We start from the raw sequence: 25,887 nt of genomic DNA on the forward strand, positions 1-25,887 counted from the left end.
TAGCAGCGAATGGACAAGGTCCCGCGCGTTCTCACGCGGGGCCCCGGTATGGCGCGTTGACCGGGGCCTGTTCGTTTAATGCCGCCCTCCGAACAGGCCCCGACTCGCGCTTGTATTGTTGGAATTATGCAGCGCGGCCGAAGCCGCCACCTCCCGGCGTTTCGATGACGAACACGTCGCCAGGATTGACCGTTGCCGTATGCGTTGCGCCGAAGTGATCGATTTCGCCGTTGGCGCGTTCGATCCAGTTGCGGCCGACGCCACCGGCTTCTCCACCCGCCAGACCGAACGGCGGGACGCGACGGCGGTTCGCGAGGATGTTCGCCGTCATCGCACGCCGGAAGCGGATTCTGCGCACCGCGCCGTCGCCGCCCGATTGCAGCCCGGCGCCACCGCTGCCCAACCGAATCGCATGCTGCTCGACGATGACGGGGAAGCGCCACTCGATCACTTCCGGATCGGTCATCCGCGAGTTCGTCATGTGCGTTTGCACCACCGAGGTGCCCGGATGAGCCCGCCCCGCGCCCGAGCCGCCAGCGATCGTCTCATAGTACTGATGAGATTCGTCGCCGAACGTGAAGTTGTTCATCGTGCCTTGCGAGGCAGCCATGACCTCGAGCGCACCGTAAAGCGCATCGGTGATCGATTGCGACACCTCCACGTTGCCGGCCACGACAGCGGCAGGGTACACCGGGTTCAGCATCGACCCTTGTGGAATCACGATTTCGATCGGACGCAAGACGCCTTCGTTCATCGGGATATCGTCGGTCAGCAAGGTGCGGAACACGTAGAGTACGGCGGCCTTGCAGACCGAGCAGGGCGCGTTGAAGTTCGTCTTGCGCTGCTCGCTCGTGCCGGTGAAATCCACGCGGGCCTGACGCCGCTCGTGATCGATCGTCACCTTGACGCGGATCGCGGCCCCGTCGTCCATCTCATAGGCGAATTCGCCGTCATGGAGCGTTGCGATGGCGTTGCGGACCGCTTCTTCGGCGTTGTCCTGCACGTGCCCCATGTAGGCGAGCACGACATCGGCACCATAGCGCTTGACCGCACGCAGCAGCTCGGCCGCACCGCACTCGCAGGCGGCGATTTGCGCGGTCAGGTCGGCGATGTTCTGATCGACGTTGCGGCTCGGGTAGGGGCCCTCGTTGAAGAGCCCACGCACCGGTCCCTCGAGGAAGGTACCCTCGTCGACGATCTTGACGTTATCGAGCAGGACGCCTTCTTCTTCGATGCGCGTGCTGTTCGGCGGCATCGAACCCGGCGTGATACCGCCGACATCGCCGTGGTGCCCGCGTGCGGCCACGTAAAAGAGCAGCTCGGCACGCTCGCCATAAACGGGCATGACGACGGTGATGTCAGGCAAGTGCGTGCCGCCGTTGTACGGGACGTTGAGCATGAAGACGTCGCCGCGCTTCATCGTCGCGCCGTGCTCGCGAATGACGCTGAGCACGCTGTCGCTCATCGACCCGAGGTGAACCGGGATATGCGGCGCGTTCGCGATGAGGCCGCCCGCCCGGTCGAAGATGGCGCACGAGAAGTCGAGCCGCTCTTTCATGTTGACCGAGTACGACGTTTTCTCGAGCGTCACGCCCATTTGCTGGGCGATCGACATGAAGATGTTGTTGAAGATCTCGAGATGAACGGGATGCCGCGCGGTCGTGATCGCGGTCGTCGCTGCCGCGGCGCCGGCCTGCGCCTGATCGTTGCGCTCGAGACGCAGCGTGCCGTCTTCGAGCAGGCTCGCCGACCAGCCCGGTTGCAGCACGATCGTCGAAATGTCCTCGGTGATGAGGGCAGGGCCTTCGAGCCGGTCGCCCAACGCGATTGCCTTGCGCGCGTGAAGCGGAACCTGCAGTTCGCGCCCGCCGACGAACATCGTTGCGCGCGCATCGGTTTGCGGAGCGCTCGCGGCGCGGCGCGAGACCATGGTCAGCGCGTTGGTATCGGTCTCCGTCAGGCCGACGGCCTCGACGACGACCGATTCCACGACGAGCGCCTTGGCCTGCATGACGAAGCCGTAGCGCTTGCGATGCAGCGTTTCGAACGCCAGCACCATCTCGGCTTCGTGGCCGAACGGCACTTCGAGCGTGGAATCGGTGTTCTGGTACTTGAGCCGCACGGCCCGCGTCACGCGTGTGCGATCGCTCGGGATGCGCTGTGCCACCAGTTCTTCGAGCGCTTCGGTTTCGAGCGCGTTGTAGAACCCGCGCAACTCGGGCAGCGCGGCTTCTTCGAGTACCGTTTCGACGGCACGTTCGCGCAGCACGCGCAGGTCCGCGAGGCCCATGCCGAATGCGGACAGCACGCCCGCGAACGGATGCAGCACGATGCGTTTCATGCCGAGCGCGTCGGCCACCTCGCAGGCGTGCTGGCCGCCCGCGCCGCCGAACGCGCACAGCGCGTAGTCGGATACGTCATGCCCGCGTTCGACGGAGATGGTCTTGATCGCCTGCGCCATGTTGTCGACGGCCACCGTGAGGAACCCCTCGGCGACGGCTTGCGGGCTCATCGAGCGGCCCGTTTCGCGTTCGACTTGTTGCGCGAGATCGGCGAACTTCCGGCGCACGACTTCGACGTCGAGCGGCAAATCGCCGTCCGGTCCGAACACGTGCGGGAAATGCTCCGCCTGCACGCGGCCGAGCATGACGTTGCAATCGGTCACCGTCAGCGGGCCGCCGTTGCGGTAGCTCGCCGGACCCGGATAAGCGCCGGCCGATTCGGGGCCGACCTTGAAGCGTCCGTTCTCGAAGCTGCAGATCGAGCCGCCGCCGGCCGCGACCGTATGGATGTCCATCATCGGCGCGCGCACGCGAACGCCGGCAACCTGCGTTTCGAATACGCGCTCGTACGCGCCGTCGTAGTGCGCGACGTCGGTCGAGGTGCCGCCCATGTCGAAGCCGATGACCTTCTGTTCGCCCACGGCTTCGCAAGTCTTGACCGCGCCGACGATGCCGCCCGCGGGGCCGGACAGGATCGCGTCCTTGCCGCGAAAGCGCGAAGCGTCGACGAGGCCGCCGCTCGACTGCATGAACATGAGCCGCACGGAGCCCGTATGCTGCGTGACGCGATCGACGTAATCGCGCAGCACGGGCGACAAATAGGCATCGACGACCGTGGTGTCGCCACGGCCGACGAGCTTCATGAGCGGGCTGACTTGATGGCTGACGGAGATTTGCGTAAAGCCGCATTCGCTGGCGATGGCGGCGACGCGAAGTTCATGCTTGTGGAAGCGGTAGCCGTGCATCAATACGATGGCAATCGAGCTGATGCCGGCTTCGCGCGCGGCGCTCAACGCCGCACGCGTGGCCACTTCGTCGAGCTGGCGCAGCACCGTGCCTTGCGCATCGATCCGCTCGTCGATCTCCACCACGCGTTCGTACATTTGCGCCGGCAGCTCGATATGCCGCGCGAAGATGTCGGGGCGTTCCTGATAGCCGATGCGCAATTGGTCCGCAAAGCCGCGCGTGATCGCGAGCAGCGTGCGAGCGCCTTTGCGTTCGAGCAATGCATTGGTCGCCACCGTCGTGCCCATCTTGACGACTTCGATCTTGTCCTGCGGCAGCGGGGCACCCGCTTCGATGCCGAGCAAATCGCGGATGCCCTGGACGACCGCATCGCGATAGCGATCGGGATTTTCCGAAAGCAGCTTGTGTGTGATGAGCTCGCCGTTCGGTTGGCGCGCGACGATATCGGTGAACGTGCCTCCCCGATCGACCCAGAATTGCCACCGGCCGTCGCTTGGGGTGGTCTCTCGCGCGGCGCCGACGCCGGTTGCCGCGTTCTCTTGGTTTGCTTGCGATTTCACTTCCATGACCTCGACTCTCCGTCCACGATGGATGGCCGCCGGTTGCTGGGTGTGGGCGCATCGCCGGCCATTGTTTGTCGGGTGGATTGTCGAAGGAGCCAACCCGGTCAGTCCAGGCAGAAAAATAAATCCACCGTATAAGAAAAATAGATACCCGCCGGAGCCTTATGCAGCGGGCCTGTCCGTGCCATCGACGCCTAGATGGCGGCGCACCGCGGGGTAGTCGTATAACTCGTCTTTCATGGCCGACAGCGTGTTGGCTCGCGGCACCGCTTCGTTGCGCGGCACTCCGGCCTGCGTCATGGCGTCGAGCGCGTCGCGCAGCTGGGTTTTGGCTTGGCGCAGTTGTCCGCGGGGCCACCACTTCGCGCGCACGAGGTTGGCCAGACCGACCGGTCCGCTGACGAGGCCATGGCCGACGGCGCGGCCGACGAGCCTCAGTTCGTCCCACGTCGAATGGACATGCCGGCGATAGCCCGCCGTCGTACGCAAGTCGACGCGCCGCCCGGCCGCCTGAAACACCCAGCGCGCTTCGTGCAACCGCGATTGCAGCGGGCTCACGCGCGTTTGCGAGAGCAGCTTCTTGTTGTCGGCCTTGCTCATGCGAACCTCGCCCGTGGCTGCAGTGAAGACTGCGCCGCCTGCAATGCCCGCACTCAATGCGCCCGCTTCGGCGGAGGGATCGAGGCCGGTGCGATGGCCGTGCGCGTCCGTGGTGTAGGACGAATCCGTTGCCGTGATGCCATCCATGATCGGCAGGGCCGTACCGGTCGACACGCCCGCGTGAAAGGCCTGGACGTAGCGCTGAACGATCTGGGCGCTTTCTCCGGGCTTGCGAAGCCGCGCGCGGCGATTCGCTTTTTCGAGTTGCTTCAAGTCGTCGAGGCAACGGCCGATCAGGCTGTCGGCGGGAATCGCGGCCCAGCGTGCCGGATCCAGCGACTCGAAATCGCCCGCGTGCTGCTTGGCGAGCTCGATGCGTTCCGTCAACTCCGCAAGCCGCGTGCGATGCGGCGCCAGCGTACGCTCTGGCGTCGTCCCGCCCGCTTGCAGCGCGCGGATTTTTCGCTCGAGCTCGGCATGCTCGTGGATCCATTCGCCGAGCGCATCTTCGTAGACCTCTCGAACCGCCGCGATCTGCACTTCGGGCTGCGTCGTGAACGACCGCCTAAGGGCCGCTTCCGAGACATGCTCGGGCCTCAAATCCTTGAAATGGATGCGCGCGGCGCCTTCCGTCAGGAAGTCGCCCCACTTGGTGTTCGCTCGCAGGTTGTAGCGATGCTTGTTGCGCCGTTCGTCGAGGTAGCCCGCCCCCCATTGCAGCGGTACCGTGGCGGCCAATATCGCGGGGCCGGCAATCTGCCCGGCGACGGGCACGGTAGCGGTTACCACGGCGCCCGCTGCGGCTACGCCGTTCACGGCCATTCCCCAGCCCTTGCTGTAGGTCTGCGTGCGATTCAGGCCGATGCGGCGCCTGTACTGCCGATCCGCGGTGTCGTGCAACGCGAGGAACGCATCGGTCAGAGGGCCGACGGCGGCTTGCGCGCCTTCGTCCGATTGCGCCGCCTGCCGAAACTGCGCAACCGCCGTGGCCAGTTCGCGACGCTGATCCTTGAGCGATCTGACGATCGCCCCCATGTCGGGGCTTCGTTCGATTTGCGGCGCAACGACGGGCTGTCCGCCCACGCGTTTGAACGATTCCTTCACGTCCGTGATCGAGCGAAGCGTGCCCGTGAGCGCCGGGTTGACGATATTGGGCGGCAATTCGTGCGCAACGATCTTGGCGACCTTCTGCGTCACTTTCAATGCGTGCTCGGTACCGGGAACGAGCGAGAGTCCGCCGCTGATGCCGGCGGCCGCGACCGAGGTCAGTCGGCCCGCGACGCTGTGGAGCCCTTCGTATAGGCCTGCGTTGTGGATACCTTGCTTGTATAGCGCGACATCGATGTTCAGCGAAGCGAGCAAATGATGCTGAGCCAGGTCCGTCAACAGTGTGCGCGAATAGTGCTTGGGGTGCGCTTGCACGTCGGCGAGCAACTCGTCCACCGGTACGTCGAGTAACTCCTCGAAGCGTCGCTGCGCGGCGCCCTTTCGGTGCAGACGGGGCATGAAGCGGGCCCATTCGTTTTTCTCGCAGTGAACTTCCGCGGCGCAACGCAGCTTGATCGCGGTCAGTGCGCGTTCGCGATCGAGCGGCCGCCGCGTCGCGTCCAAGTAGTCCTCGAGTAGCCGTTCGCGCCGCGTGTGCGCAAGCGGCGGCGCTTCGTTCGTCTGCGCCTCGTGCACGAGCGGACCCGTGAACGCGGTGGTGTTCGGGGGTACGACGGCATTCGTTGGCGTGACCGTATCGGAGATCGTATCGAAGAGAGCGTCGAACGGACCGGAAACCGTGCTGTGAAACGAAGCTCCGCTCATGTCCGAATCGGTTCTCTCCTCGATGTGGGCCGAAGTCCGACGCCATGGTCGCAAGTCGGAGAACTGCGCGTTGACAGCAGGCGTTTCGCGGCGCAGCCGCTCGGACGTATCGCGAACGGAAGCCGTCTGCGGATCGGTCGACGTCGAAGTCGACGTCGACGCGACCGGGTTACCGGTGGAAATCGTTCCGCTTTTCATAGGGGCGATGGGCGAGGGATGGATGGGGCGTGCGTCGAGCGGCCCGCTGGAAAAACGCGGATGCCGTGCCCGACGCGTCATGGCCCAACCATAAGCTCGATCGCCGTGCCGCTCGGTTCAGCGAACGAATTGCGCTGGAAGCGAGCGAAATGAGGATTTGGAATATAGATCGACGATTTTATGGATACGCTTATGAAGTTCTATTGATAGGGAAATCGATCTATGCCGTCAGTGCCGGTCAGTAACGAATTCGATGCCTTGATTGATCGCGCATGCGTACGTGATCTGCGGCATCAAGCGCGTATAGGCCGGAAGGGAGAACAAATCGGTCGAGAAGGCGACCGTCTGATCCGGTTTGACCTGATAGCGGATGAATTGCCACAGCGGCGAACCGTCCTGTCCGACGCTCGCATGCTCGTCCGCGAAACTCAGCGTGCCGTCGGGCGTGATGCGGTACGACGAGATCTTGAGCCCGCCACGCGTCGTCCCGGGCCGCGTCGTGCTGCCGCTCGGGGCGCACCGGGTGAGATCGACCGCCACCGATACGGTTGCTCCTCGCTCGAGCGCCGCTTCGATGTCGGCCAGCGTCGACAGTTGCGGGTTGGCCAACGCTTGCGTCGACCAAAGGCCAGCGGCAATGGACAGCGCTATCCAGGTCATTTTCGATTTCGACATCTTTCCCTCTCAGGCTGGTGGAATGGGTGGTTGAAGCGCGGATGAATATATATAGATTCGTCACTCGAGAAAAGCACCATAAACATCCCTTATGGCGCTCGATAAACATTTCTTGTCTTGTGGAAACGGCTGACCCGGAACCCCATTCGCCGCGCGCGGCGCGGTTTCGTCGCACGGCTGCGTGCCTGATGCCCTTTACCGGCAAGCTCGCAGGGTGCGAATCAATGGGTCCGTCAAGTGAAAATCAACTTTACCGAAGGCAGCAGCTTTCATGTCGAGAAACATGACGACGACGCAGCCGGTAGGCGCGAGGCGGTCGCGCAGAAGGCCGCGCAACGCTACGGAGAGCGACCGGTCTATTTCAACGCGCTGCAGCACGGCAGTTTCTCGGCTTTCGAGCAATCGCCCGAGTACGCCGTGTCCAAGGCACAGATCCGCAAAAACGTCGATTCATTGAAGCAATTCCTCGAACGCAAGCAAACAGCCGAACACCGGGATGCGTCGGCGCAGATCGAAACGTTTGCGGGGCGCGTCGAAGCCGGTTCTTCCGGTTATTTTTCGACACGCGTCGTACTTGCGCATACTCAGGGCAAGGAGGCACTCGAGCAACTCGCCTATCGAATCGAAGATCCGGCAATCGACGAGGACAAGCGCGGGCAAATCGTCAGGAACCTGGCGCCCGGGCTGATCGTGTGTGCCGACGGCGCGATCACGCATCTGATCAATTCGGCAAGAGAGATCGATCTCGAAGGCGCCGGCGGGCTGCGCTTCAACGCGAAAACCGAATGGGAACGGATGCTGACGCAAGCGATTCTCGAATTCACGCAGAGATCGTTCGGCATGCGTCAGCACTACCAGCCCAACGAGGTCCATTATCACAACGCATGCTGGAATCATCTCGTGTCCGACTATGGCACGGACCCACGTGAGGACACATTCATTCCGAGCCTCGGCATTTCCGACGGCGATCTCGCCGCGTGCAAACAACACGTCATCGAGCGCGTCACGCCGGGGCGGCTAGTGCGCCACGTCGCCGAAAACTGCCTGGCGGAGATTCGCGGACGCTTCAACGGCTTTAGCGATCGGACGCTGTCGGCCGACGAGGTTTGGGCTTTCTATCGGGAGTTCGCGCCATGGGCCGAAACCGAACTGCGCGAGCGCTTCGGACCGATCGAGGCCGAGGCGCTGTTCGTCAGCGGGGAAGACGAAGATGGAGAAACCAGCTATCGGATGACGCAGGATCCGGTGCTGCTGATGCCGCAGATCGGCGCCAACCTCGTCAAAAGCGACCTGTTGAATGACTTTCCTGTGCGTGTCGTACGTGGGGGGCCGAGCGAGCAGATCGTCGAGCTCGGGTACCAGGCCTTTATCGTTCACGACGAGGCTCAAAAGAAAGATCGTTCGCTGGTGCTGCGCGATCTGGGCTATATGCATGACGCCTTGACGCCAGCGATCGTGATGGCTGCCCTGAACAATACGCCGCACGACGAGCTGATTGCGCTGGCACCCGAGCGTATGCTCGCGCTGCTGGATGCGGAACGAGCGCCTGTGAGATGGCTCGCGCAACTGAGCGACCCGGTCGTGCGCCGATATTGGGAGAACAGATCCGATACGGGTGAAATCCTCACAAGGCCGATCGTGGACAAACTGAATCTGCTCGGCAGTGCGCAGCGCGATGCTGTACTGCTCGGCGCGGCGAAGGCCGGAGATGAACGTTTGACGGCCTTTCTGGTCCAGGCATTTACGCCGATCCGCGGAATCGATGAGCGCGGCAACGCGGTGGTGCATTACGCCGCGAGCCAAGGGATGGTGCGGCCGATCGAACGGCTGGCAGGGAAGATCGATGTCAACATGCGTAACCGCGATAACTGGACCGCGCTGATGTTGGCTGCCCAAAGCGGCCAAGCCGGAGCTATTCGCGCGCTCAAATCGGCCGGTGCCGATGTCGAATTGACCAACGAGGCAGCCGAGACCGCATTGATGATTGCCGCGCGCAAGGGCCGCGTCGAGGCGATCGAGGCGCTGCATGAGAGCGGGGCGAACCTGGAGCGAACGAACGTGGTCGGCTGGAGCGCGCTGCTGATCGCCGCGGCACACGACCAGCCTCGAGCGTTGGCGGCGCTGCTTGCGCGCGGTGCGAACGTCGAGCATCAAGACAATTACGGCTGGAGCGTATTGCACGTGGCCGCTTCGAACGGCGGTACGAGGGTTGTCGCCGAGTTGATGGCACGCGGCGTGGATCCGGAGCAAACCACCGCGACAGGCATCACGGCGCTCATGCTTGCCGCGGCGCATGGTCGCGTGCCGATGATCGAAGCGTTGGCGGACGCGGAAGTCTACGTCGACCGAGTAACCGGCGAAGGTCTTACCGCTGTCATGTTCGCCGCACAGGTAGGGCAGGCCGCCGCGATCGACGCGCTGGCCGCGCGCGGCGCCAACCTCGATCTGCTCAGCGACGGAGGCTTGAGCGCGCTGATGATGGCGGCGCAGCACGGACATGTCGCAGCCATCGAGATGCTGATCGACCGCGGCGCGGCGCGCGAGCTGCCTGACGCGCACGGTTGGAGCGCGTTGGTGCTGGCTGCGATGATGGGCAAGACAGCGGCGGTCCGGGCGCTTGCGGCGCGCGGCGCGAACGTCGATCATGCCGATGCCGCGGGCATGACGGCGCTGATGTCGGCCGCGGGAAGCGGCAAGCTGACCGTCGCCGAGGCATTGATCGAAAGCGGTGCGGACATCGATCGCGCCGACCGGATACTGGGCGCCACCGCGTTGATGTATGCGGCAACCTCGGGACACATCGAAATCGTCGACGCGCTGCTCGCAAAGCGCGCCGACGTGGCACGGACCGACAGCAAGGGCTGGAGCGCGCTGATGCACGCGGCGAACGGGGGAGGACCGGCCGTTGTGACGGCCCTCCTGAATGCCGGCGCGGACATCCGTCACACCGCGCTCGATGGGCGGGACGCGCTCATGGTTGCGGCCTCGATCGACGCTCATGCGTCAATCGAGGCATTGGCGGCGGCGGCGCGCGCCGAGATCGACCGGACCGACGCGTCGGGGCAGACCGCTCTGATGGTCGCTGCGGCTCGCAATAGTCACAATTCTGTCCGCATGCTTGCTGCTCGGGGGGCTGAAATCGAAAAGCGCGACGCCAATGGCCGAACCGCCCTGATCATCGCGGCGGCGCAACGTCACGGCGCGGCGGTCAATGCGCTGCTGGCCTTGGGCGGCGATATCCGCGGCACCGACAATGAAGGCATGACGGCACTGCTGGCGGCTGCCAGGACTTGCGATACCGAATTGGCCGAGACGCTGATTGCCCACGGCGCCGATGTCGAACATGCGAACGCGCTGGGTCAGACAGCGATGATGCTGGCCGCTCGGGACGGCGACGCCGATATGATCGCAGTCCTGATCGACCACGACGCGCAAGTCGATCGTACCGACGCCGCGGGGCGCACCGCGCTGCACCACGCGATACAGCAAGGCCAGACCGAAGCGGTCGCCTTTTTGCTGCGCCTGGGTGCCGACGCAAGCATTAGGGACACGGGCGGTTGGAGGCCACTGGCGCTCGCCGAAGCTCACGGGCATATCGCAATCGTCGACTTGCTGCGCGCCGCCGGTGCATCGTCATCGGAGAGCTCCGATGACGACGGCTCGCAGGACGCTTCCGACTCGGCAAGCGGGAGCGACGACAGTCCCCAAGCGTCGCCGCCGGGCTCACCCCCGGCGCCCGGCCCATCTTCCTCCTCCGCTGAGCCGTCAGCGAAGCGGCAGCGGCTCTGACAGCGCGCGCGGCGAAACGAGGATCGCCGCGCCGTCCGCTTATGTGCCCGAGCGGGCGAGTCCGCTTACGTGAACGATAGAACCTGCTGCGCGCGGTTATCGTTGCGAGCATAGGTCACGCCGACGATACCGTTGATCCCCACCTGCTTGCCTTCCTGCTCGATTTGAAGGTTGGTCAGGAAGCGGCCCTCGCGATACTTCTCGTCGCCGTGTATCGCCGATATCTCTTCGCGCGCGGTACCTGCCGTCTCTTTCTTGCCCAGCCGCTCGGCCATGTAAGCGGCTGCGCGCAGTTTGTTGGCCGTATCCACGTTGTCGCCGAATTCCGTGTACAGCTGCGGTGTCGACGTCAGGTCGCGTTCCTTCAGGTAGTGGTTGACGAACTCGAGCATGCGGGTCTTCTCGCGCTGCACTACGTTCTCGCGTGCCTGACCGCCCGCGTTGTACTCCTTCGGGAAAAACTTCTTTGCCTTGTCGTCGGCATACTTGTCGACGTTTTGCCCGAATTCGTGAAGGAAGGAAATCGGCGCCTGGAACGTGCGTGTCGCGAAGCTCGTCGGCAGCTCCTTGCCGTCCTGCACGATCTGGACGCGACGATCGGCCACGCCGAAGCGGAAGAATTGCGCCGAGCCCGATACGAATGGGGCGATGGCGGTGGTGATCGAGCTGTGCAGGTCGTGAGTGCCCGCCGAAAGCTCGTCGTAGCCATTCAGCGACGCCAAAGAACCCTGGAACGACGCGTTGTAGGCGCTCGAGTCCGTCTCCCATTCGGTCTTCAGGAATCCCGATTGGTCCCGATACCGGATCGTCGTGCCTTGCGTGCGTCCGGCTGCGCCGACCGTCGGCAGGCCCAGCTTGAAATCGCCGAATCGAATGCCGACGTTGCCGTTGACGCTCAGCGTGCCTTGCTTGTCGGTTTGATCCATTTCGTAAAATCCGATCGACAGATCGTCGCCGAAAGCCTGATAGGCGCACTTGATCAGCGACTTGCGGTCTTCCTCGTTGGCCGGCTGCGCGTGGCCTTCAAGTGCGCCGCCTTGCACGAGCAGTTTGACGAGCTGCGCTTTTTTCTCGTTGACGGCGCGATCGCCCAGCACGCCGCCCGACAGATTGCGGGGGAATCCGAGGACCGCGCCTTCCTGATGGACGACTTCGTACGCGCCGCCGACATCGAGTCCGCCGCCCGCCGTGATCGGTGCGTCACCCGAGGTGAAATGGCCGACGCTGCCGCCGAAGCCGGCCTGACCGCGCTTCAGTGTCGTCACGCTGACGCGCAATTGACTGCGATCGGTACTCGTCACCGATTCGAAGCGCACGGTGCGGATCTTGCCGCCGCCGAGGTCCGCGTGGACGCTGCCGAGAAAGTGCAGCGGAACGCTCGAGATGATGCCCGAAACGTTCTTCGTGGTGCCCTGCACGTTGCCGGCGCTATCCAGCGCGAAACCCGAGCCCAGTTCCTCCGCGGCGACGATTTTGGCCAGGATGTCAGCGACTTCGTCGCGCGATTTGCCGCGTAAGGAAGGGGTGGCGATCGGGGCGATCTCGTCCGGATGTTCCGCGCGCTCGAACGCTTCCGCGAACGCACGCCATGGGTGGTCGGCCGGTGCCGCGCCCGCTATCTCCTTGGCCGAACCCGCGTTATCGGGCCCGCCGACAGCGGCGGCCCATTGCAGCAAACGTTGCGTCGTCAACGGCTTGTTCTCGTCGGCCACCATCGCGGCGACTTTGGCTCGCAACGCGTCGTTCGCTTCCGCATCGGCTTCGGCACCGGCGCCGCCAAGTTTCTGCATCACGGCATCCACGACCTTGCCTTGCGACAGGTCCGAGAGGCTCACGGGCTGCGCGAAACGCGGCAACATCAGTGTCTCCGCCTTGGACGTCTGAATGATCGACGATCGCACCATCAGACGCAGCGCTTCCTCGTCGCCGGCGGCCGCGTCCTCGCCAAGATTGGCGCGTTCGTCGATCGTCGTCTGGACCTTGTGCTGCATGTCGTAGAGCGCGCGGCCGGCGTGTGTGCCGCCACGGTTCGCGACACCCATGCCGCGGCCGCCGTCGCTCTCCGCGATGCGGTTGTAAGTGTAAAAGGGGCTCTTGTTCTTGTAGACGCCGACGTGCCGGCTCAACGCTTCGAGCGAGCCCAGGAAGCGCGTCCAGGTGGTCGGGCGCCGCATTGCGCGGTCGAGGTGCTTGCCAACGCTCTTGCCCAGGCGCGATTCGGCGAGCTGGAATTGACTGCGCACGCCGCTCGGCTCACGCGCCTGGTCGGTCAGCATATCGCCGCGAATCATCGAAATCGCGAAGCGGCAACCGTGCGTGCCCTGGCTGAAGGCCGTGCCGCGCGTGGCTTCGTCGGCGACGTGCGCATCGATCGTCTGCAACTCGTCTTTGACGGCGAGCATCGCCTTTTGCGCGAGCGAGAGATTGCTCGGCACAGACGTGTTGTTGCTTCCCGGCCACTGGTCTTCGCCCGCTTGCGCGATGGCGGCGTGGAGCGCACCGTCGGCGAAGATCGAAGCCGGATCGTGCGCGAGCATGCGAGGACCGCCGGGCTCGGGCGAGGCGGCATTGCCCACCTGCCGCGATGCCCGGGGAAACACGCCGAGTATCTTGCTTTCGGGCTTCGTCGCGGCCGATTGCCGTGCTTCGCGCACGACCTGTTGCGAGGCTTTCAGCAACACGCTCAACAGCATCCGATCCTTTTCCACGACCGAGGCATGTGTGCCCGCCGGACGGGGCGTCTGCGGCGTGAGCTTTTCGATGAGGCTCGTGCCGACGCCGCCTGGAATGTGGACGAGCTCTTGTGCGAGCGCCCACGCCTTGTCGGCATCGTAATCGGGGGTGCGCTGCGGTTCGGCGGTATCGCGCAGCGCATCGAGCAGATTCGTCTGCGGCAGCGATTGCAGTGCGATCTGCGCATCGTGCGCTGCGTCGTAGGCCGGATCGTAAGCGGCGTCGCTCGAACGATCGGGCGTGCGGCTGAACGCGATATGCAGTGCCTGGGCAAGGCTGGATGCCTCGAACGGCGTCAGGTTCTTTTCCGCGGCGACTTGCTTGATCGAATCGAAGAGCTGGCGGCGGTTGGTCCCGGGGAGGATGCTCGCGTCGAGAAACAATCGATCGAGTGCGTTCGGCGCTTCGAGTTCCTGCACGACGGGGCTTTCATGAAGCACGGCCGGCGGTGTGCTGCCGGGCAGATTCGCGAGGCGCCTGTGCAGCTCGACGGGTGCATCGCCTTCGCGCGTGACGCCCGTGAACGGTTTGGCGCGTGCGGTTTTTGTATTGGTCGAGATCGGGGTGAGCGACAGGCTCGTCGACGAAAAACCGAAGCCGTGAATATACGCTTCGTCCTTGGCATAGGTCTGCCAGCCCTTGAGCGCGTTCTTGAGTTGCTTCAACTTGCCCAGGCTGCTTCGCTGCGGGTTGGCGCTCGGCACGGGGTCCGGTTGAGGGAGCGGTGCGGTCGTAGTCAACACTTCGTTCTGCTGCGGCGGGACGTCGTGCCGTGCCGAACCCGTTTCCGAATTCGATGGCGTGACCGTACGGATTTCATTTTCCACCGGCGGTGGATGCAACGGGCCGATGTCGAGATCGAACAGATTGTCCTCTTCATGTTCGTCGCCCGACTCGTCGAAGATGGGGCCGGTGTCGTAGGTGACGTCTTTCGCCGAATGCTCCGATGTGTTCGAGTTACGAGGGCTCTCGTGCCGAACCTCGGTATCGTCGTCTCCGGCTCCTGTCGAGGAGAAAACCGCGGCACTCGGCTCCTGGATATCTTCCTGCGCGGTGGATTCCGCGGCGTGCTTGGCTTTGATCCAACTAACGGTCTCCCCAATCGGATCCTCGCGATGGGTGACCGTCGACAATGTGGCGGGGGGGGCTTGCGTCGGCGCCTTTTGCGTGGCGGCAGGAGTCTTTTTGGAACTGGATCGGCGATGGAAAAGCCCGCTCCAGCCTTTCTTGGAACGTTTCTCGGGTGCGCTCGGCGAGACGCCGAGTTCCGGTGCAAGGAAGTGCGCGATCGTGGGGCGGGGTTCGGTTTCGCTCGATGTACCGGCGGCGCCTGGACGGCGCGAGTCTTTTTGCGAGACGATGCGTGCGACCATTTCGCGCACGTCGTCGTCGTTAGAAGGGGCGGTGCCCGAGCGCCGGTTGTCTGCCGCGCCAACCGTTCCGGACACGGGTTGCTGAAGACTCCCGTCCGTCGCCAGTGAAGACTGCGCCTTCGGCGATCGCCCAAGCCGGGTAAGCTTCGAAAGCATACTGCCAAACGATCGACGCCCGCTCGAACGCGAGGCACGGGTACGGTTGCCGCTATCGGTTGCGGCTTGAGCAGGGTGTTGATTTGCGGCGGTGGACGACGCGCTGGTTCCAAACAGTTTCATAGCCTCGACTCGCTCAGGGAGACGAATGAAATAAGGCGCTGGAACACCACGCGCCGTCCTTCAAACCGGGTCTTGGGGTACCCGCGCGAAGCCAACCGCATCGGCTCGCGCGGGCTCGCTTTCAATCAACGCGCTGCGTTCGATACCGGTTCGCCGCGCTCATCGACACCCGCGGCGGCGAACGCCGCATCGCGTGCGGCACGCAGCTTCTCGGGTTCGATGTGCGGACCGTTGCGCAGCGGCGTCGGTCCCGACGGGCGAACGTTGCGCTTCATGAACTCGTTCGTCAGCACATGCTTCTCGAACGCGCGCACCTTCGCGCGCGCGCCGACGATGACGCGCTCGTAGTTGCCGATCGTCACCTGATGCCGTACTTCGGGAGACAGTTTGTCGAGCAACGGCTTATACATGTTGCCGGTCTCGGCCCAGGTTTCTTCCTTCTTAGGATCGAGCGCATCGGAGCCCATCAGAAAGCGATCGGGAAACTCGGTGATCAGTTTGGCGGCCGCGTCGATCGAGGCCGGATCGGGCTCCTCGACACCGTGCGCGTTTTGCTTCATGACGATCTGGCGTGCCACACGCGACCACGAGATGTCCACGTGAACGTGCTTCATCTCGGGATCGCGCAGAATCTGGCGCAGGTTTTCCATGTGATTGTCGGGCTTCGCGACGAAGCGGCCGATGCCGCCGAAGTGCGCCCAGACCATCGTCGTGTTCTTCGCTTCGGGCGAGCCGAGCAGATTTTTGATACCGTCGAGATGCTGCGGAGCACCGAGACCGTTCTTGCGCTGGTTATCGGTCGAGTCCACGTCGCAATGCAGAACCACCGGCATGCCGACGACCCCTGCCGTTGCGATGAGGTCCTTGAACGGTTGAACGTTGTCGGTCAGATTGGCCTGGCGCGCACCGTCGAACTGGCGCTCGACGAGCTCCTTGTGAATCGTTACTTCACCGATGCCCGTGAACGTGCCGGGGTCCTTGTGAAGCTTTTTGAGCAGCGCTTCGGAACTGAGCGGCGAGCCCAGATGCAGGCCCGTCACCATCGGATCGAGGCGGTCGCGCTGAGCATCGGTGAGACCCGACATGTCCATGAAATCGGCCGTGTCCGCGTCGACTTGCTGGTTGACGACGAGATGTGCGCTCTTGGCGATCTTGTCTTCGCGCTCCGCGGTCAGCTCGTGGCGCGCCATGCTCATGTCTTCCTTCGGAACGTAATAGTCCTCGGGCGGAATGTGATTGTTGTCGGGGTGGCCGCACGGAATGACATCGGTTGGAATCGGCATGATCACGCTGCGATACACGCCTACCTTATCCATCATCGCGAGCATTTCTTCCGGCAGAATGCCTTGCTGCGTGTATTGGGTCGGATGGAAATGCGAATCGGACGTCCAGCTGCCCAGCGTGGTTTTAGCGCCTCGTTCGAGCGCTGCCTTGTCGGTGCCGTGGGTCACCGCGTCGATCTGCCGGCCGCGTAGCGCGGCGGTGATATGGCCGGCGCGCTGTGCAATCGGAACACGCGACGGAACGCGCGAACCGGTTGTCGTGCTGCTGCCGTCTTCGAAAAAACGTGTATGCGCTTGCAGCGTGGACGCCGCTTCGCTGCTCTCGCCTTTGCCACGCTTGGCGAGGTTGCCGGTCGGCGAATCGGGATTACGGCGTTTCGCGGTACCCGTCGGCGCTTTTGGACTGGCGCTTTGAGCGTTGTCGGACGGCGAGGAGGGATTGGGTGCCGAGGTTGACGCACGGCTGGATTGGACAGTGGTCATTTTGCCTTGCTTCGATAGGGTTGGAGTAATCGAGCGCGCCGAGATAACGGCAACGGCCGCTCGGTATGCGCGGCTTCGTTACGTGGTTCGTAGGAAGAGCGCGCGTGCTCAGTATCGGGAGGCGAATATGAGGGTGCGTCGTCTCGCGGCGAAATTGCTCGTACCGCGGCGAATCGAATCGCAGGCGTGGATGGCGCGTGTTCGGCGATGCCCTATTGGGGGGGGGTGACGAGCGGGAGCGAGAGCGGATGCGCTTGGGCGTCTCGCCGTGCTACCTCAGAAAGACCAACTGACTTGCGCGACCCAGCGATGCACGAGCATTGGACCCAACCGCGCTTTGATGCGCTCCGGACCTTGTGTGCCGAAGTAGGCGAGCTGAAGTTGCAGCGAACGGTATTGGTAGATCAGCCCGATGTCGTCATAGACGAAACCCGAGCCGAGTCCGGCGTGCAGGTCGTAATAGCCGACGCCGGCCGTCGCCGAAAATCCGTGGGCGAGCGGCAGATGCCCGACGAGGTTGTAGGTCAGCGCCAGCGTTCGCGGCGATCCTCCGTAAGCGGTATTCGGCGACACGGTGACAGAAGCGAAGAGGCTCTCGCGCCAGCTTCCCGCGAACCCCACCTCGTCGTATTCGATCCTCGTTGCGCGAGGGATGTGGGCGAACTGATAGTGCAGCAACATCGCTTTCGCACCCCAATCGCCGCGGCGCCATCCGTAGCCTGCGTTGGCGAGGATTTCTGCGCCCATCGGGCTACCGCTCATCGGCCTGACGGTCCATGCCGAAACGCCGGCAAACGGCCCCGTGCCCGGGTACCAACTGACCGCCGCGTCGACCGAGGGCTCGTTGTGGCTCATATCGAGGCCGCGGTTGATGCGGTCGGTCGTCGCGCCTAACTGAAAATGCCAGGTATCGGACGCGCGAGCGGCGGGAACCGAGGCCACCAGCATCGAGAGCGCCAGGGCCAACCGACGCCCGACTGGGAGGCGCTGCCCGAAGGACAAATGCGAATACCGCTGCCGCAACCGCAATGCCGTTCGTATTCGAAGCAACGCCTGAATCCCCCTCATGACTCGTACCGCTTTCCTTTCGATCAGACTCTGCGCCGAAGTATCGCCAGGCTGCGGCAACGACTTCGGCGGGCAGGGCAAGGTACCCCGAGCGGGACGATGCTACCTCAAAAACAATAATCGTCGAACGGCGGATTGGGGGGCGATGCGCGACGCTTGCATCTTTCGACGATTCGCCGATGGCTTTTTGATTTCGCCGCGAGCCATGAGATCGAAAGGCGGCTTCGATATCGTGGCGCGCAGAGCGACGCGGGGATGCAGGTCAGTGCGGCGCTTACGCGGCGGGGCCTTTCGCGCACGATGCGCATCGGCGGTTTCTCATCTATGCGGAGTCTAATACCATGAGCGTCAACCTTTCTCTCGATAGCACTGTCCAGTCCGAGCCACTCGACCTGAGTCCGACGACATCGTCCCCGGTCGATTCCGCTGTGGCGAATTACGAAGCACTTTACGAATCGGCGCTGCAATCGATTCAGCAGATGCTGCAACAAGTGTTCGCGGAGGAGAGCTCGCTCGACGCAGGGAATATCGACAACGGCGGTCAGCCCGATTCGGGCATGACGGCGCAAGGCGCATCGGGTGCGCTGGCTGCTTATATGCATCAGAACGGGATCGGCTCGCTCGATCCGAGCAAGCTCTATCAGATGGCGTACTCTCCGGCTGCCGGCACGCCGTCGGAAGTGTCCGACGCCGCCAAGTTCATGCTTTCGAACCCCGATGTGTTCAATCAGATCGAAACGCACGACGTCGCGGGCAGCGACGGCATTGCCGGCGTGAACGATTTCGACTGGGCGGCGCAAGGCGGGTTGAGCGACGCGTCGAACACCGGCGATGCCTCTTCGGCGGGCGAGGCCGATTTCCTGGATGAGAGCGCAACGATTGGCGATACGGGTGCGTCGCTCGGCGCGCAAAGTGCCTCCGGTGCGTCGCTCGACGCCTCGGATGCGTCGCTCGACGCGCAAAGCGCCTCGGGCGCGCTCGGCGCCTACCTGCATGAGCAGGGAATCCCCAAGCTCGATCCGAACAAGCTGTATCAGATGGCTTACAATCCGGCGAGCGGCACGCCTTCGGAAGTCTCCGCGGCCGCCAAGTTCATGCTCTCGAATCCCGATACCTACAACCGGATCGAAACGCACGACGTCGCGGGCGGCGACGGCATTTCCGGTGTGAGCAATTTCGATTGGGCGGCACAGGGCGGCCTCGATAACGTCTGACGAAAGGCGCTCACGGGCACGCATGGCGCGTTGTCCGGCGAGCGGTTCGTCCGGTTTCACGGTTCGTGCGTCAGGGCTGCAACATTTTTCACTGTTTGCGGTACTCACGGGTTGCCATGTCTCGCCTCTCGATCAGCAACCCGGAGAAATCAATCAGATGACACATTGTCAGCCCAGCACGCCACGCGCCGGCCGTGCACCGTTTGCGCGGGAGGCGGCCCTGAAACGGCCGGCCCGCGCGCACGTCGTCCGTCTTTGGATGGCGGTATGGACGAAAGCGGTCCGGCGCACGGCAAGGCCGCGTCTCGTCGCGCTTGTCGCGGCCATCGTCCCGCTCGTCGTGGCATGCAGCCACGTTTCGCTCGTCCCGCCTTCGAATGCCGATATCGATCCCGATGTGCTCCGTCAGATCAACGACGAGGGCGAGCGGATGATCGTCGTGGCCGTTGCCAATCCGACCGAATCTGTGCCGATTCTGGCAGGCACGACGATTGGCGGCTATGACGGCGGTCCCGGTTATACGGCTTACGGCAGCGCGCGGGAAACGATCGATGCCATTGCCCGGGACTACAAACTCGAGCAAGTCATGGCCTGGCCGATCGTGCCGCTCAAGGCCCATTGCGCGGTGCTCGAGGTACGTGACGAGCGCACCCGTGCACAGGTGATCGAGCAGCTTTCGCATGATCGGCGCGTGAAGATCGTGCAGCCGCTGCAGTCCTTTCGCACCGTCGGCACGTTGAGCAAACCCGGTGGCGATAGCGCGACGATGGCCGAGACGGCCGCGGCGGCCGACGCGAAAAGTACCGCGGAGCGTGCATATCGCGCCAACTATGTCGACTTCGAGCGGGGGTTGCGCGAAATCGATGCGCTGGCCGCGCAGCGCATTTCACAAGGCGAGGGTGTCCGAGTCGCTGTCATCGACACGGGCGTCGACGCGTTTCATCCCGGCCTCGCGGGATCGATCGCCATGAGGCGCGATTTCGTCGAACAGAACTTGGCGACGTTCGGCCACGACGTGCATGGAACCGCCGTGGCCGGCGTAATAGCAGCCAATCTCAACGGCGGTCGCGGCATGGTCGGTGTCGCGCCGCGTGCGCGCATTCTTGCATTGAAGGCATGCTGGCAGGAGCCGGCGTCTTCGGGCGGTCATGCGGCCGGGCAATCGGTGTGCAATTCGCTGACGCTTGCTCAGGCACTTGCGGCGGCGATCGAAGCGCACGCGAACGTCATCAATCTGAGCTTGAGCGGTCCGCCCGATCCGCTCTTGACGCAACTCGTCGAATATTCGCTGCGGCACGGCATTGTCGTGGTGGGTGCGGTCCCTCCCAGTGGAGACATGCATGCTTTTCCGGTTGGCATCGCGCACGTGATCGCGGCAGACTACCCGGGCGCGAAGACGGCCGCGCCGGTCGTGCGGGCGCCGGGTCGCGACGTGCTGAGCCTGACGCCGGGCGGTCACTACGATTTCTTTTCGGGCACTTCGTTTTCGACGGCGTTCGTCTCGGGCGTGGCAGCATTGCTGCTCGCCGTCGATCCGCGGCTCGATTCGGACAAGATCTATGCGGCGCTCAAGAGCAGCGCCCATGGCGACGCGGCGCACCAAACGGTCGATGCCTGCGGCGCGCTGTCGGCCGCAGTCGGCATCGCATGCGCCGACGCCGTAAATCAACCGCACTGAGCGCTGGCCGTCCAGCCGGCCCTTCTCTGCGCTCGCTCGTTCCCGCCCAACCCGCTTCTCTCGTTTCCTCGCGCCCGGATGTATTGGGCGAATCGCGTTTTTCGGCGCGCGAATCGTAACGGCCAATCGATTCGTCGAGGGACGCCGATATTCGCCACTTCCGATGTGAGCGCAGTTCGGTCGCCATGACAATCGATTCATCCTGCCGCTCGTGCGGCATTGTCGACGCGAAACCCGGAGAAGGCGATGAGAACCGATACTGTCCATGGCAGGCGCGTGTCGCGCGTGCTGCTGTTTGCACTCGCATGTCTAGGCGTTTTCTTCTCGGGGCCGATCCGTTCGGACAGACATGACCTGCTCGCGCGATGGCAGCGTGCCGACGCGACGATGTTGCGGGCGGCCGGATTCGACTTGCATCGAATCGCGTCGGGGGACATGCCGTGAACAGCAAGATCACGAAAGCGCTGTCGTTCTTTTCGGGGCTGACGCGCGGCGCGAGCAAGCCGGCGAGCGCGCCGGCCAAGACAGGGACGACGCGGCCCGCTTTGAATGGAGCGTTGAGCAACCTTGCGCGGCTGAACACGTCGTCGTCCGCGGCGGCGTCGCTCTTGAGTGGAGCGGCTCGGCCGCGATTATCGGCTCGCGATCTGCCGCGCGCGGGCGCCACGCCCCGGGCGCGTGCACAAGTGCTTGCGACGGCGCGCGAAGTGGCACGCATCCAGGCGTTGCCAAGCCCGGCGTTGCCAATTGATCTTCAGAAGCGGTTCGATGCACTCAAGGCAAGCATGCCCAAGGCGGGCGGAGGAAACGCCCCGGCCGGGCGCAAGCCGCCGATGACAGGCGAGAAGCGCAACGGCGGGTTGTCGGCGGCCGTATCGGTCCAGGTCAACGTGTCGTTGTCGGCATCGGTTACGAACGCGGACGCTCACGAAGTGGACGGCGCGAAGGTGGAAGAGCCGAAGGTGGAAGCTCCGAAGGTGGAAACTCCGGAGGTGGAAACTCCGAAGGCGGAAGAGCCAAAGGCGGAAGAGCCAAAGGTGGAAGAGCCAAAGGCGGAAGGTCCAAAGGCGGAAGAGCCAAAGGCGGAAGGTCCGAAGGCGGAAGGTCCGAAGGCGGAAGAGCCGAAGACGGAAGAGCCGAAGACGGAAGAGCCGAAGACGGAAAAGCCGAAGACGGAAGAGCCGAAGGCGGATGCTCCGAAGGTGGAAGACCTGAAAGCGGATGGTCCAGAGGCGGAAGGATCAGAGGCGGAAGGACCGGAGGCGGAAGGACCGGAGGCGGAAGGACCGAAAACCGAAGGCGTCGCAAGCCCCATTGCCGACGCTCATCAAGAGCTCTCCGGCTTGGAAGGCAAGGTCCACGACCATGTCAACGCCATGCACAACGCAGTTGCGGCTCATCCGGCCCAACCGCCGTACGACCTGTTCCAGCAGGAAATGGCCGAGCTGCAGCAACTCGCCATCCTGATCTCTCAGATCCTGCAGCGACTCGTGCAGCACTCGGGACAGGCATTGCTTTCGATCACCCGGAACTGAGATGGCCGAACGGCTGGCCGAGGTCGGCCGTTGGCAAAACGTCTTGCGCAGACGGCATGGGTCGAAATTTGCACAACTCGATGGGGCGTATGCGCCGAGAAAGCAGGCGCTCGCAACCGCTCCGAAGGGGAATGAGCGACGCGACCTATATGGGGCTCACGAGCGAATTGCCGCTGGAGGAGGAGGCAGCGCCGACTTGGCGCGACTGTACCGGACATTGACGCTCGACTCGGTGGCGCTCGCGGCGCACCCCGCAGACCGATCGAGCGCGAGCGCGCCGAGGTGACGAGCAAGCGCACTTGCCGCACGCAAAGGGCTATTCGACGTGAGATCGAGGAACGGGCCCGCGCGAGCGTGCGAGCTCGCACATTGCGCCATTACCCAAGGACGGGGCGCCAAAGACTCTGCAATTCGTCGGCGAGCTTATTCATGGCTTTCTGTTGCTTGGCCGGATTGGTCGCGCAAAACGCGCGATCGAACGCATTCGGGCCGAGCGCCTTGCGCACCTTCGAAGCCTGCGCGCGCAGCGCGGCCGCTTGCTCGGCGGAGATTTCCGCGAAGCTGCCCACGGGTAGCGCGAAGCGTATCGGATAGCTTTGGCCGAGCTCCTCTTTGGGCAACGATCCGGTATGAAGCAGAGTCGCGCCAACGAACGATTCGGCCATCGCTTGCTGGCCAGCGCCGCGCCAACGCGAGGTGTGAAGCCAGGCATTCGGTGTCGGCGCCTTCGGCCAGAGGCCGTAGATCGCATCGGCAACCTTCGCGATGGCCTCGGGTTCCCCGCCGAAGTAGGCGCGCTCGAGGGTGTCCTTACCCACTGTGAGCTCGAGTTCCGCCGCAAGCTCGACGCCCGACTTGCCGTTGGCGAGCCGTGCCGCCGCCGATCCATTGTCGAGCACGGTGCCGCGAAAGCGCGTCCCGTCCGGGAATTTCTCCGTGAAGTGCTGGGCAAGCCCTTCCGAAATCGACGGTGTACCGCTGCGCAGAAGCAACTCCTGAAATGCAGGGCTGTTATAGCAGTGAATGTATTCGTGCTGCGTGATATGGGTGGCGAGTTCCTGCGGCAACGTCTTGTCCAAATGCATGCCGACGACTTTTGCGTTGCCGAGCAGCCCCGGTACGTACTGCAAATCGGTTATGCCCGGCATGCCGAACGGCAACTGATCCAGTTGCGGTTCGATCGAATGGCAATCGCTATCGGCCGGAATATGAGTGCCGAACCGCTGCAGTACATTCTCGCGAGCTTGATAGACAGTGGGTAGATCGATTCGGGGACTGGGGACCTTCGGCGCTGCCGCGGGCGGACGATTGGCGCTCGTGCCCGGGGTCGATTCCGAGCCCGACGACGCTTGCCTGCTTCCTTGATACACACCGTAGCCCGCGCCGACGGCCAGTGCGCCGACATAGGCCTTCCAGAGATGCCGCATCCAATTTCCGCCTGCCGCGGCCGGTGCGGCCTGATCCGGCTGAGCGCGCTCGTCGGCGGGCGCAGCGTCACCCGTTTGGGGCAAGCGTGCGCGACGGCGCCGAGCGCCTTCCGGGTTGGGCCCCCCGCTCGTTGCCGAACGCCGGTTCAACGATTGGAGATTGGCGTCGCGCGTGGGGCCGGAGGACGAGGAGGGCTGCGACGAAGTCTTCTTCGTTTCGCGGCCCGATCGCTCGACCGGCAAATCGCCGGCACGGTTTGCGGAGGTGACTTTGGTCATGAATATACTCGGTGGGTGCGCCCCGCGCGGCGCGAGGACGCACCGAATAATCGCTTAACCCTGCGTCAGGCTCTTCGCGTTCTTCGGACCGGCTTCTTCGAGCTGATCCTTGGCCGCGTCGTTGTTGAGCGCGTTTTCCATTTGCGTGGCCGCGTCTTGCAGCGCGATCGAGCTAGCCGTGCTGGCCGACATTTCAGCGATGGTCGAAGCGTTTTGACCAACCGTTGCGCCGGACGAGAAAGCGGACGTATTGATTGCCATTTGTAGTACTCCCAATCATCAAGGTTGGGCCCATGATGGGCCAGAGTAATGCCGCGGCCTGGTGGACACGGTTACAACGATTCATTGAATTGGCTTGCTTATAAGTACCGCTCTCACGCTTGACGCAGCGTTTTTGCAAAACAGTCGATTGGCTTCGGCGTCAGGAGATATTTTGCTACTGCTGCCGATTTTCAACCTGTATTAGAACGAATTTTATGAGGCGTCGGCGAACTCTCTTAAATGTCTATTCATGTGTTTGGCATTCGATTTCGATCAGGCTCTAATCCATAAATAATTCCCATCCGCGAGATGGCGAAACATTTCGTCATCGGAAAGCAGGATGTTTTCCCGCCAATAACGGCCATGCTCGACATAATGTTCGATCATCTCGACGAGCCATTGCCCGTCCGAATTCGCTTCGAGCACCCCACGGACGACGAGGATGACGCCGCCCGTCTCGGCTTCCACGCCGAGCTGGGCCTGGTCCTGCGCATAGACGGAAAGATTCGCTTCGAGCAGCAGCCGGAACACACGCAACGTGCGTCCGCCCGAGACAATGCCGAATTGAAAATTCACGTAGATGGCAGCCGGGTCTTCCTCGTAGAAGTCGATGGCGATGTCGAAATCGTCGATGCTGATCACGCCGCGCTCGATGGCGCGATCGGCATCGCCGATGCCGCGTAAATCGCATAACTCGCGGATCAACTGATTTCGGCGTTCGAGGCTCATGAGCAGGAGTCTTCGGAACGAAAAGGGGGTGCGCCCCGCGCGGCACGAAGGCGCACCTCGGATTACGCTTAACCTTGCGTCAGGCTCTTCGCGTTCTTCGGACCGGCTTCTTCGAGCTGATCCTTGGCCGCGTCGTTGTTGAGCGCGTTTTCCATTTGCGTCGCCGCGTCTTGCAACGCGATCGAGCTGGCCGTGCTGGCCGACATTTCGGCGATGGTCGAAGCGTTTTGACCAACCGTTGCGCCGGACGAGAAAGCAGACGTATTGATAGCCATTTTAAGCACTCCTAACGATCAGAAAAAACCCATTACAGGGCGATGGTGTTGCCGCGACCGGATGGACGCGGATACTGCGGATTCGTACTTTCGTACGGGGAACGACTAATGCAATGCGGTACTGGCCTAACGGGTCACGATGGAGATTCGATCGTGTTGCGGCACAATTGCGCCGCGGCATTCAGGCCGTCCGCGACGGTCGTCGCGGATTGCCGAAGCATCGGATCGGCCAGCTTGAGCGCTTGCGACGCGATTTCGGTCGCGAGGCGTTCGAGCCCGCGCGCCGCTTCGCCGAGCTTTTGCCGCTGTTGCGGGGGCTGGTCGGCCAGCGTCTTCACGCTGTCGATCGCATCGATCATTTCGGGGGTCACGGTGTCATACATGA

General features: G+C 63.4%; 17 protein-coding genes. 6 read left to right on the forward strand and 11 right to left on the reverse strand.

Annotation, left to right across the window (positions count from 1 at the left end; genetic code table 11):
• Positions 1 to 124 precede the first annotated feature (124 nt).
• Both ACO1XS_RS05380 and ACO1XS_RS05385 read right to left on the reverse strand, forming a co-directional pair.
• Positions 125 to 3,814 carry a hydantoinase B/oxoprolinase family protein gene (locus ACO1XS_RS05380; protein WP_486390166.1) on the reverse strand — a complete coding sequence of 1,230 codons (3,690 nt, stop codon included), beginning with the start codon at positions 3,812 to 3,814 and terminating at the stop codon, positions 125 to 127.
• 159 nt (positions 3,815 to 3,973) lie between these two features.
• Positions 3,974 to 6,223, reverse strand: coding sequence for a hypothetical protein (locus tag ACO1XS_RS05385; RefSeq protein WP_486390167.1), 2,250 nt, complete (start codon positions 6,221 to 6,223; stop codon positions 3,974 to 3,976).
• On the opposite strand from ACO1XS_RS05385, the gene ACO1XS_RS05390 reads away from it, so the two are divergent.
• Positions 6,222 to 6,515, forward strand: a complete 294-nt coding sequence (locus ACO1XS_RS05390) for a hypothetical protein (protein WP_486390168.1) — start codon at positions 6,222 to 6,224, stop codon at positions 6,513 to 6,515. The two genes, ACO1XS_RS05385 and ACO1XS_RS05390, sit on opposite strands and share 2 nt — an antisense overlap.
• Positions 6,516 to 6,649: 134 nt before the next feature.
• Here ACO1XS_RS05390 and ACO1XS_RS05395 read toward each other — a convergent pair whose 3' ends face one another.
• Complete coding sequence (locus ACO1XS_RS05395) at positions 6,650 to 7,096, reverse strand: VirK family protein (RefSeq protein ID WP_331568442.1); 447 nt, start codon at positions 7,094 to 7,096, stop codon at positions 6,650 to 6,652.
• A 237-nt stretch (positions 7,097 to 7,333) separates the two neighbouring features.
• Between ACO1XS_RS05395 and ACO1XS_RS05400 the strand changes: the two genes are divergently transcribed.
• A complete protein-coding gene (locus tag ACO1XS_RS05400; protein WP_486390169.1) occupies positions 7,334 to 10,885 on the forward strand; it encodes an ankyrin repeat domain-containing protein in 3,552 nt (1,183 codons plus the stop codon).
• Positions 10,886 to 10,950: 65 nt separating this feature from the next.
• On the opposite strand, the gene ACO1XS_RS05405 is transcribed toward ACO1XS_RS05400, so the two are convergent.
• The 3 genes from ACO1XS_RS05405 to ACO1XS_RS05415 form a co-directional block, all read right to left on the reverse strand.
• Positions 10,951 to 15,147 carry a hypothetical protein gene (locus ACO1XS_RS05405; protein ID WP_486390170.1) on the reverse strand — a complete coding sequence of 1,399 codons (4,197 nt, stop codon included), beginning with the start codon at positions 15,145 to 15,147 and terminating at the stop codon, positions 10,951 to 10,953.
• 248 nt (positions 15,148 to 15,395) lie between these two features.
• A complete protein-coding gene (locus tag ACO1XS_RS05410) occupies positions 15,396 to 17,036 on the reverse strand; it encodes an amidohydrolase family protein (RefSeq protein WP_486390171.1) in 1,641 nt (546 codons plus the stop codon).
• 276 nt (positions 17,037 to 17,312) lie between these two features.
• Positions 17,313 to 17,984: a TorF family putative porin gene (locus ACO1XS_RS05415; RefSeq protein ID WP_486390172.1), complete on the reverse strand. Its 672-nt coding sequence runs from the start codon at positions 17,982 to 17,984 to the stop codon at positions 17,313 to 17,315.
• Between the two features lie 461 nt (positions 17,985 to 18,445).
• On the opposite strand from ACO1XS_RS05415, the gene ACO1XS_RS05420 reads away from it, so the two are divergent.
• From ACO1XS_RS05420 to ACO1XS_RS05435, 4 genes are all read left to right on the forward strand, one after another.
• The gene (locus tag ACO1XS_RS05420; RefSeq protein WP_486390173.1) at positions 18,446 to 19,318 is read left to right on the forward strand and encodes a hypothetical protein; all 873 of its coding nucleotides are present in this window, start codon (positions 18,446 to 18,448) and stop codon (positions 19,316 to 19,318) included.
• A gap of 157 nt (positions 19,319 to 19,475) precedes the next feature.
• Positions 19,476 to 20,996: a S8 family peptidase gene (locus ACO1XS_RS05425; RefSeq protein WP_486390174.1), complete on the forward strand. Its 1,521-nt coding sequence runs from the start codon at positions 19,476 to 19,478 to the stop codon at positions 20,994 to 20,996.
• A 246-nt stretch (positions 20,997 to 21,242) separates the two neighbouring features.
• Entirely contained in the window at positions 21,243 to 21,440 is a 198-nt protein-coding gene (locus tag ACO1XS_RS05430) for a hypothetical protein (RefSeq protein ID WP_331568450.1), read from the forward strand.
• Between the two features lie 263 nt (positions 21,441 to 21,703).
• Positions 21,704 to 22,531 (forward strand): prolipoprotein diacylglyceryl transferase, encoded by an 828-nt coding sequence (locus ACO1XS_RS05435; RefSeq protein WP_331568451.1) that lies wholly within the window; start codon positions 21,704 to 21,706, stop codon positions 22,529 to 22,531.
• Positions 22,532 to 22,908: 377 nt separating this feature from the next.
• On the opposite strand, the gene ACO1XS_RS05440 is transcribed toward ACO1XS_RS05435, so the two are convergent.
• From ACO1XS_RS05440 to ACO1XS_RS05460, 5 genes are all read right to left on the reverse strand, one after another.
• Positions 22,909 to 24,237, reverse strand: a complete 1,329-nt coding sequence (locus ACO1XS_RS05440) for a hypothetical protein (protein ID WP_486390175.1) — start codon at positions 24,235 to 24,237, stop codon at positions 22,909 to 22,911.
• 54 nt (positions 24,238 to 24,291) lie between these two features.
• The gene (locus ACO1XS_RS05445) at positions 24,292 to 24,498 is read right to left on the reverse strand and encodes a hypothetical protein (protein WP_173256253.1); all 207 of its coding nucleotides are present in this window, start codon (positions 24,496 to 24,498) and stop codon (positions 24,292 to 24,294) included.
• A 273-nt stretch (positions 24,499 to 24,771) separates the two neighbouring features.
• Positions 24,772 to 25,227 (reverse strand): CesT family type III secretion system chaperone, encoded by a 456-nt coding sequence (locus ACO1XS_RS05450; RefSeq protein ID WP_173256254.1) that lies wholly within the window; start codon positions 25,225 to 25,227, stop codon positions 24,772 to 24,774.
• Positions 25,228 to 25,295: 68 nt separating this feature from the next.
• Positions 25,296 to 25,502: a hypothetical protein gene (locus ACO1XS_RS05455; RefSeq protein ID WP_173256253.1), complete on the reverse strand. Its 207-nt coding sequence runs from the start codon at positions 25,500 to 25,502 to the stop codon at positions 25,296 to 25,298.
• Positions 25,503 to 25,636: 134 nt separating this feature from the next.
• Positions 25,637 to 25,885, reverse strand: coding sequence for a hypothetical protein (locus ACO1XS_RS05460; RefSeq protein WP_440562608.1), 249 nt, complete (start codon positions 25,883 to 25,885; stop codon positions 25,637 to 25,639).
• Positions 25,886 to 25,887 lie beyond the last annotated feature (2 nt).

It is taken from the genome of Trinickia sp., from assembly GCF_057351765.1.

Bases quoted from the DNA above. Each gene is read 5' to 3' on its own strand.
- ACO1XS_RS05380 (WP_486390166.1), bottom strand. From the start codon at position 3,814: ATGGAAGTGAAATCGCAAGCAAACCAAGAGAACGCGGCAACCGGCGTC.
- ACO1XS_RS05390 (WP_486390168.1), top strand. From the start codon at position 6,222: ATGTCCGAATCGGTTCTCTCCTCGATGTGGGCCGAAGTCCGACGCCAT.
- ACO1XS_RS05385 (WP_486390167.1), bottom strand. From the start codon at position 6,223: ATGAGCGGAGCTTCGTTTCACAGCACGGTTTCCGGTCCGTTCGACGCT.
- ACO1XS_RS05395 (WP_331568442.1), bottom strand. From the start codon at position 7,096: ATGTCGAAATCGAAAATGACCTGGATAGCGCTGTCCATTGCCGCTGGC.
- ACO1XS_RS05405 (WP_486390170.1), bottom strand. From the start codon at position 15,147: ATGCTTTCGAAGCTTACCCGGCTTGGGCGATCGCCGAAGGCGCAGTCT.
- ACO1XS_RS05410 (WP_486390171.1), bottom strand. From the start codon at position 17,036: ATGACCACTGTCCAATCCAGCCGTGCGTCAACCTCGGCACCCAATCCC.
- ACO1XS_RS05415 (WP_486390172.1), bottom strand. From the start codon at position 17,984: ATGCTGGTGGCCTCGGTTCCCGCCGCTCGCGCGTCCGATACCTGGCAT.
- ACO1XS_RS05420 (WP_486390173.1), top strand. From the start codon at position 18,446: ATGAGCGTCAACCTTTCTCTCGATAGCACTGTCCAGTCCGAGCCACTC.
- ACO1XS_RS05425 (WP_486390174.1), top strand. From the start codon at position 19,476: ATGACACATTGTCAGCCCAGCACGCCACGCGCCGGCCGTGCACCGTTT.
- ACO1XS_RS05430 (WP_331568450.1), top strand. From the start codon at position 21,243: ATGAGAACCGATACTGTCCATGGCAGGCGCGTGTCGCGCGTGCTGCTG.
- ACO1XS_RS05440 (WP_486390175.1), bottom strand. From the start codon at position 24,237: ATGACCAAAGTCACCTCCGCAAACCGTGCCGGCGATTTGCCGGTCGAG.
- ACO1XS_RS05445 (WP_173256253.1), bottom strand. From the start codon at position 24,498: ATGGCAATCAATACGTCCGCTTTCTCGTCCGGCGCAACGGTTGGTCAA.
- ACO1XS_RS05450 (WP_173256254.1), bottom strand. From the start codon at position 25,227: ATGAGCCTCGAACGCCGAAATCAGTTGATCCGCGAGTTATGCGATTTA.
- ACO1XS_RS05455 (WP_173256253.1), bottom strand. From the start codon at position 25,502: ATGGCTATCAATACGTCTGCTTTCTCGTCCGGCGCAACGGTTGGTCAA.
- ACO1XS_RS05460 (WP_440562608.1), bottom strand. From the start codon at position 25,885: ATGTATGACACCGTGACCCCCGAAATGATCGATGCGATCGACAGCGTG.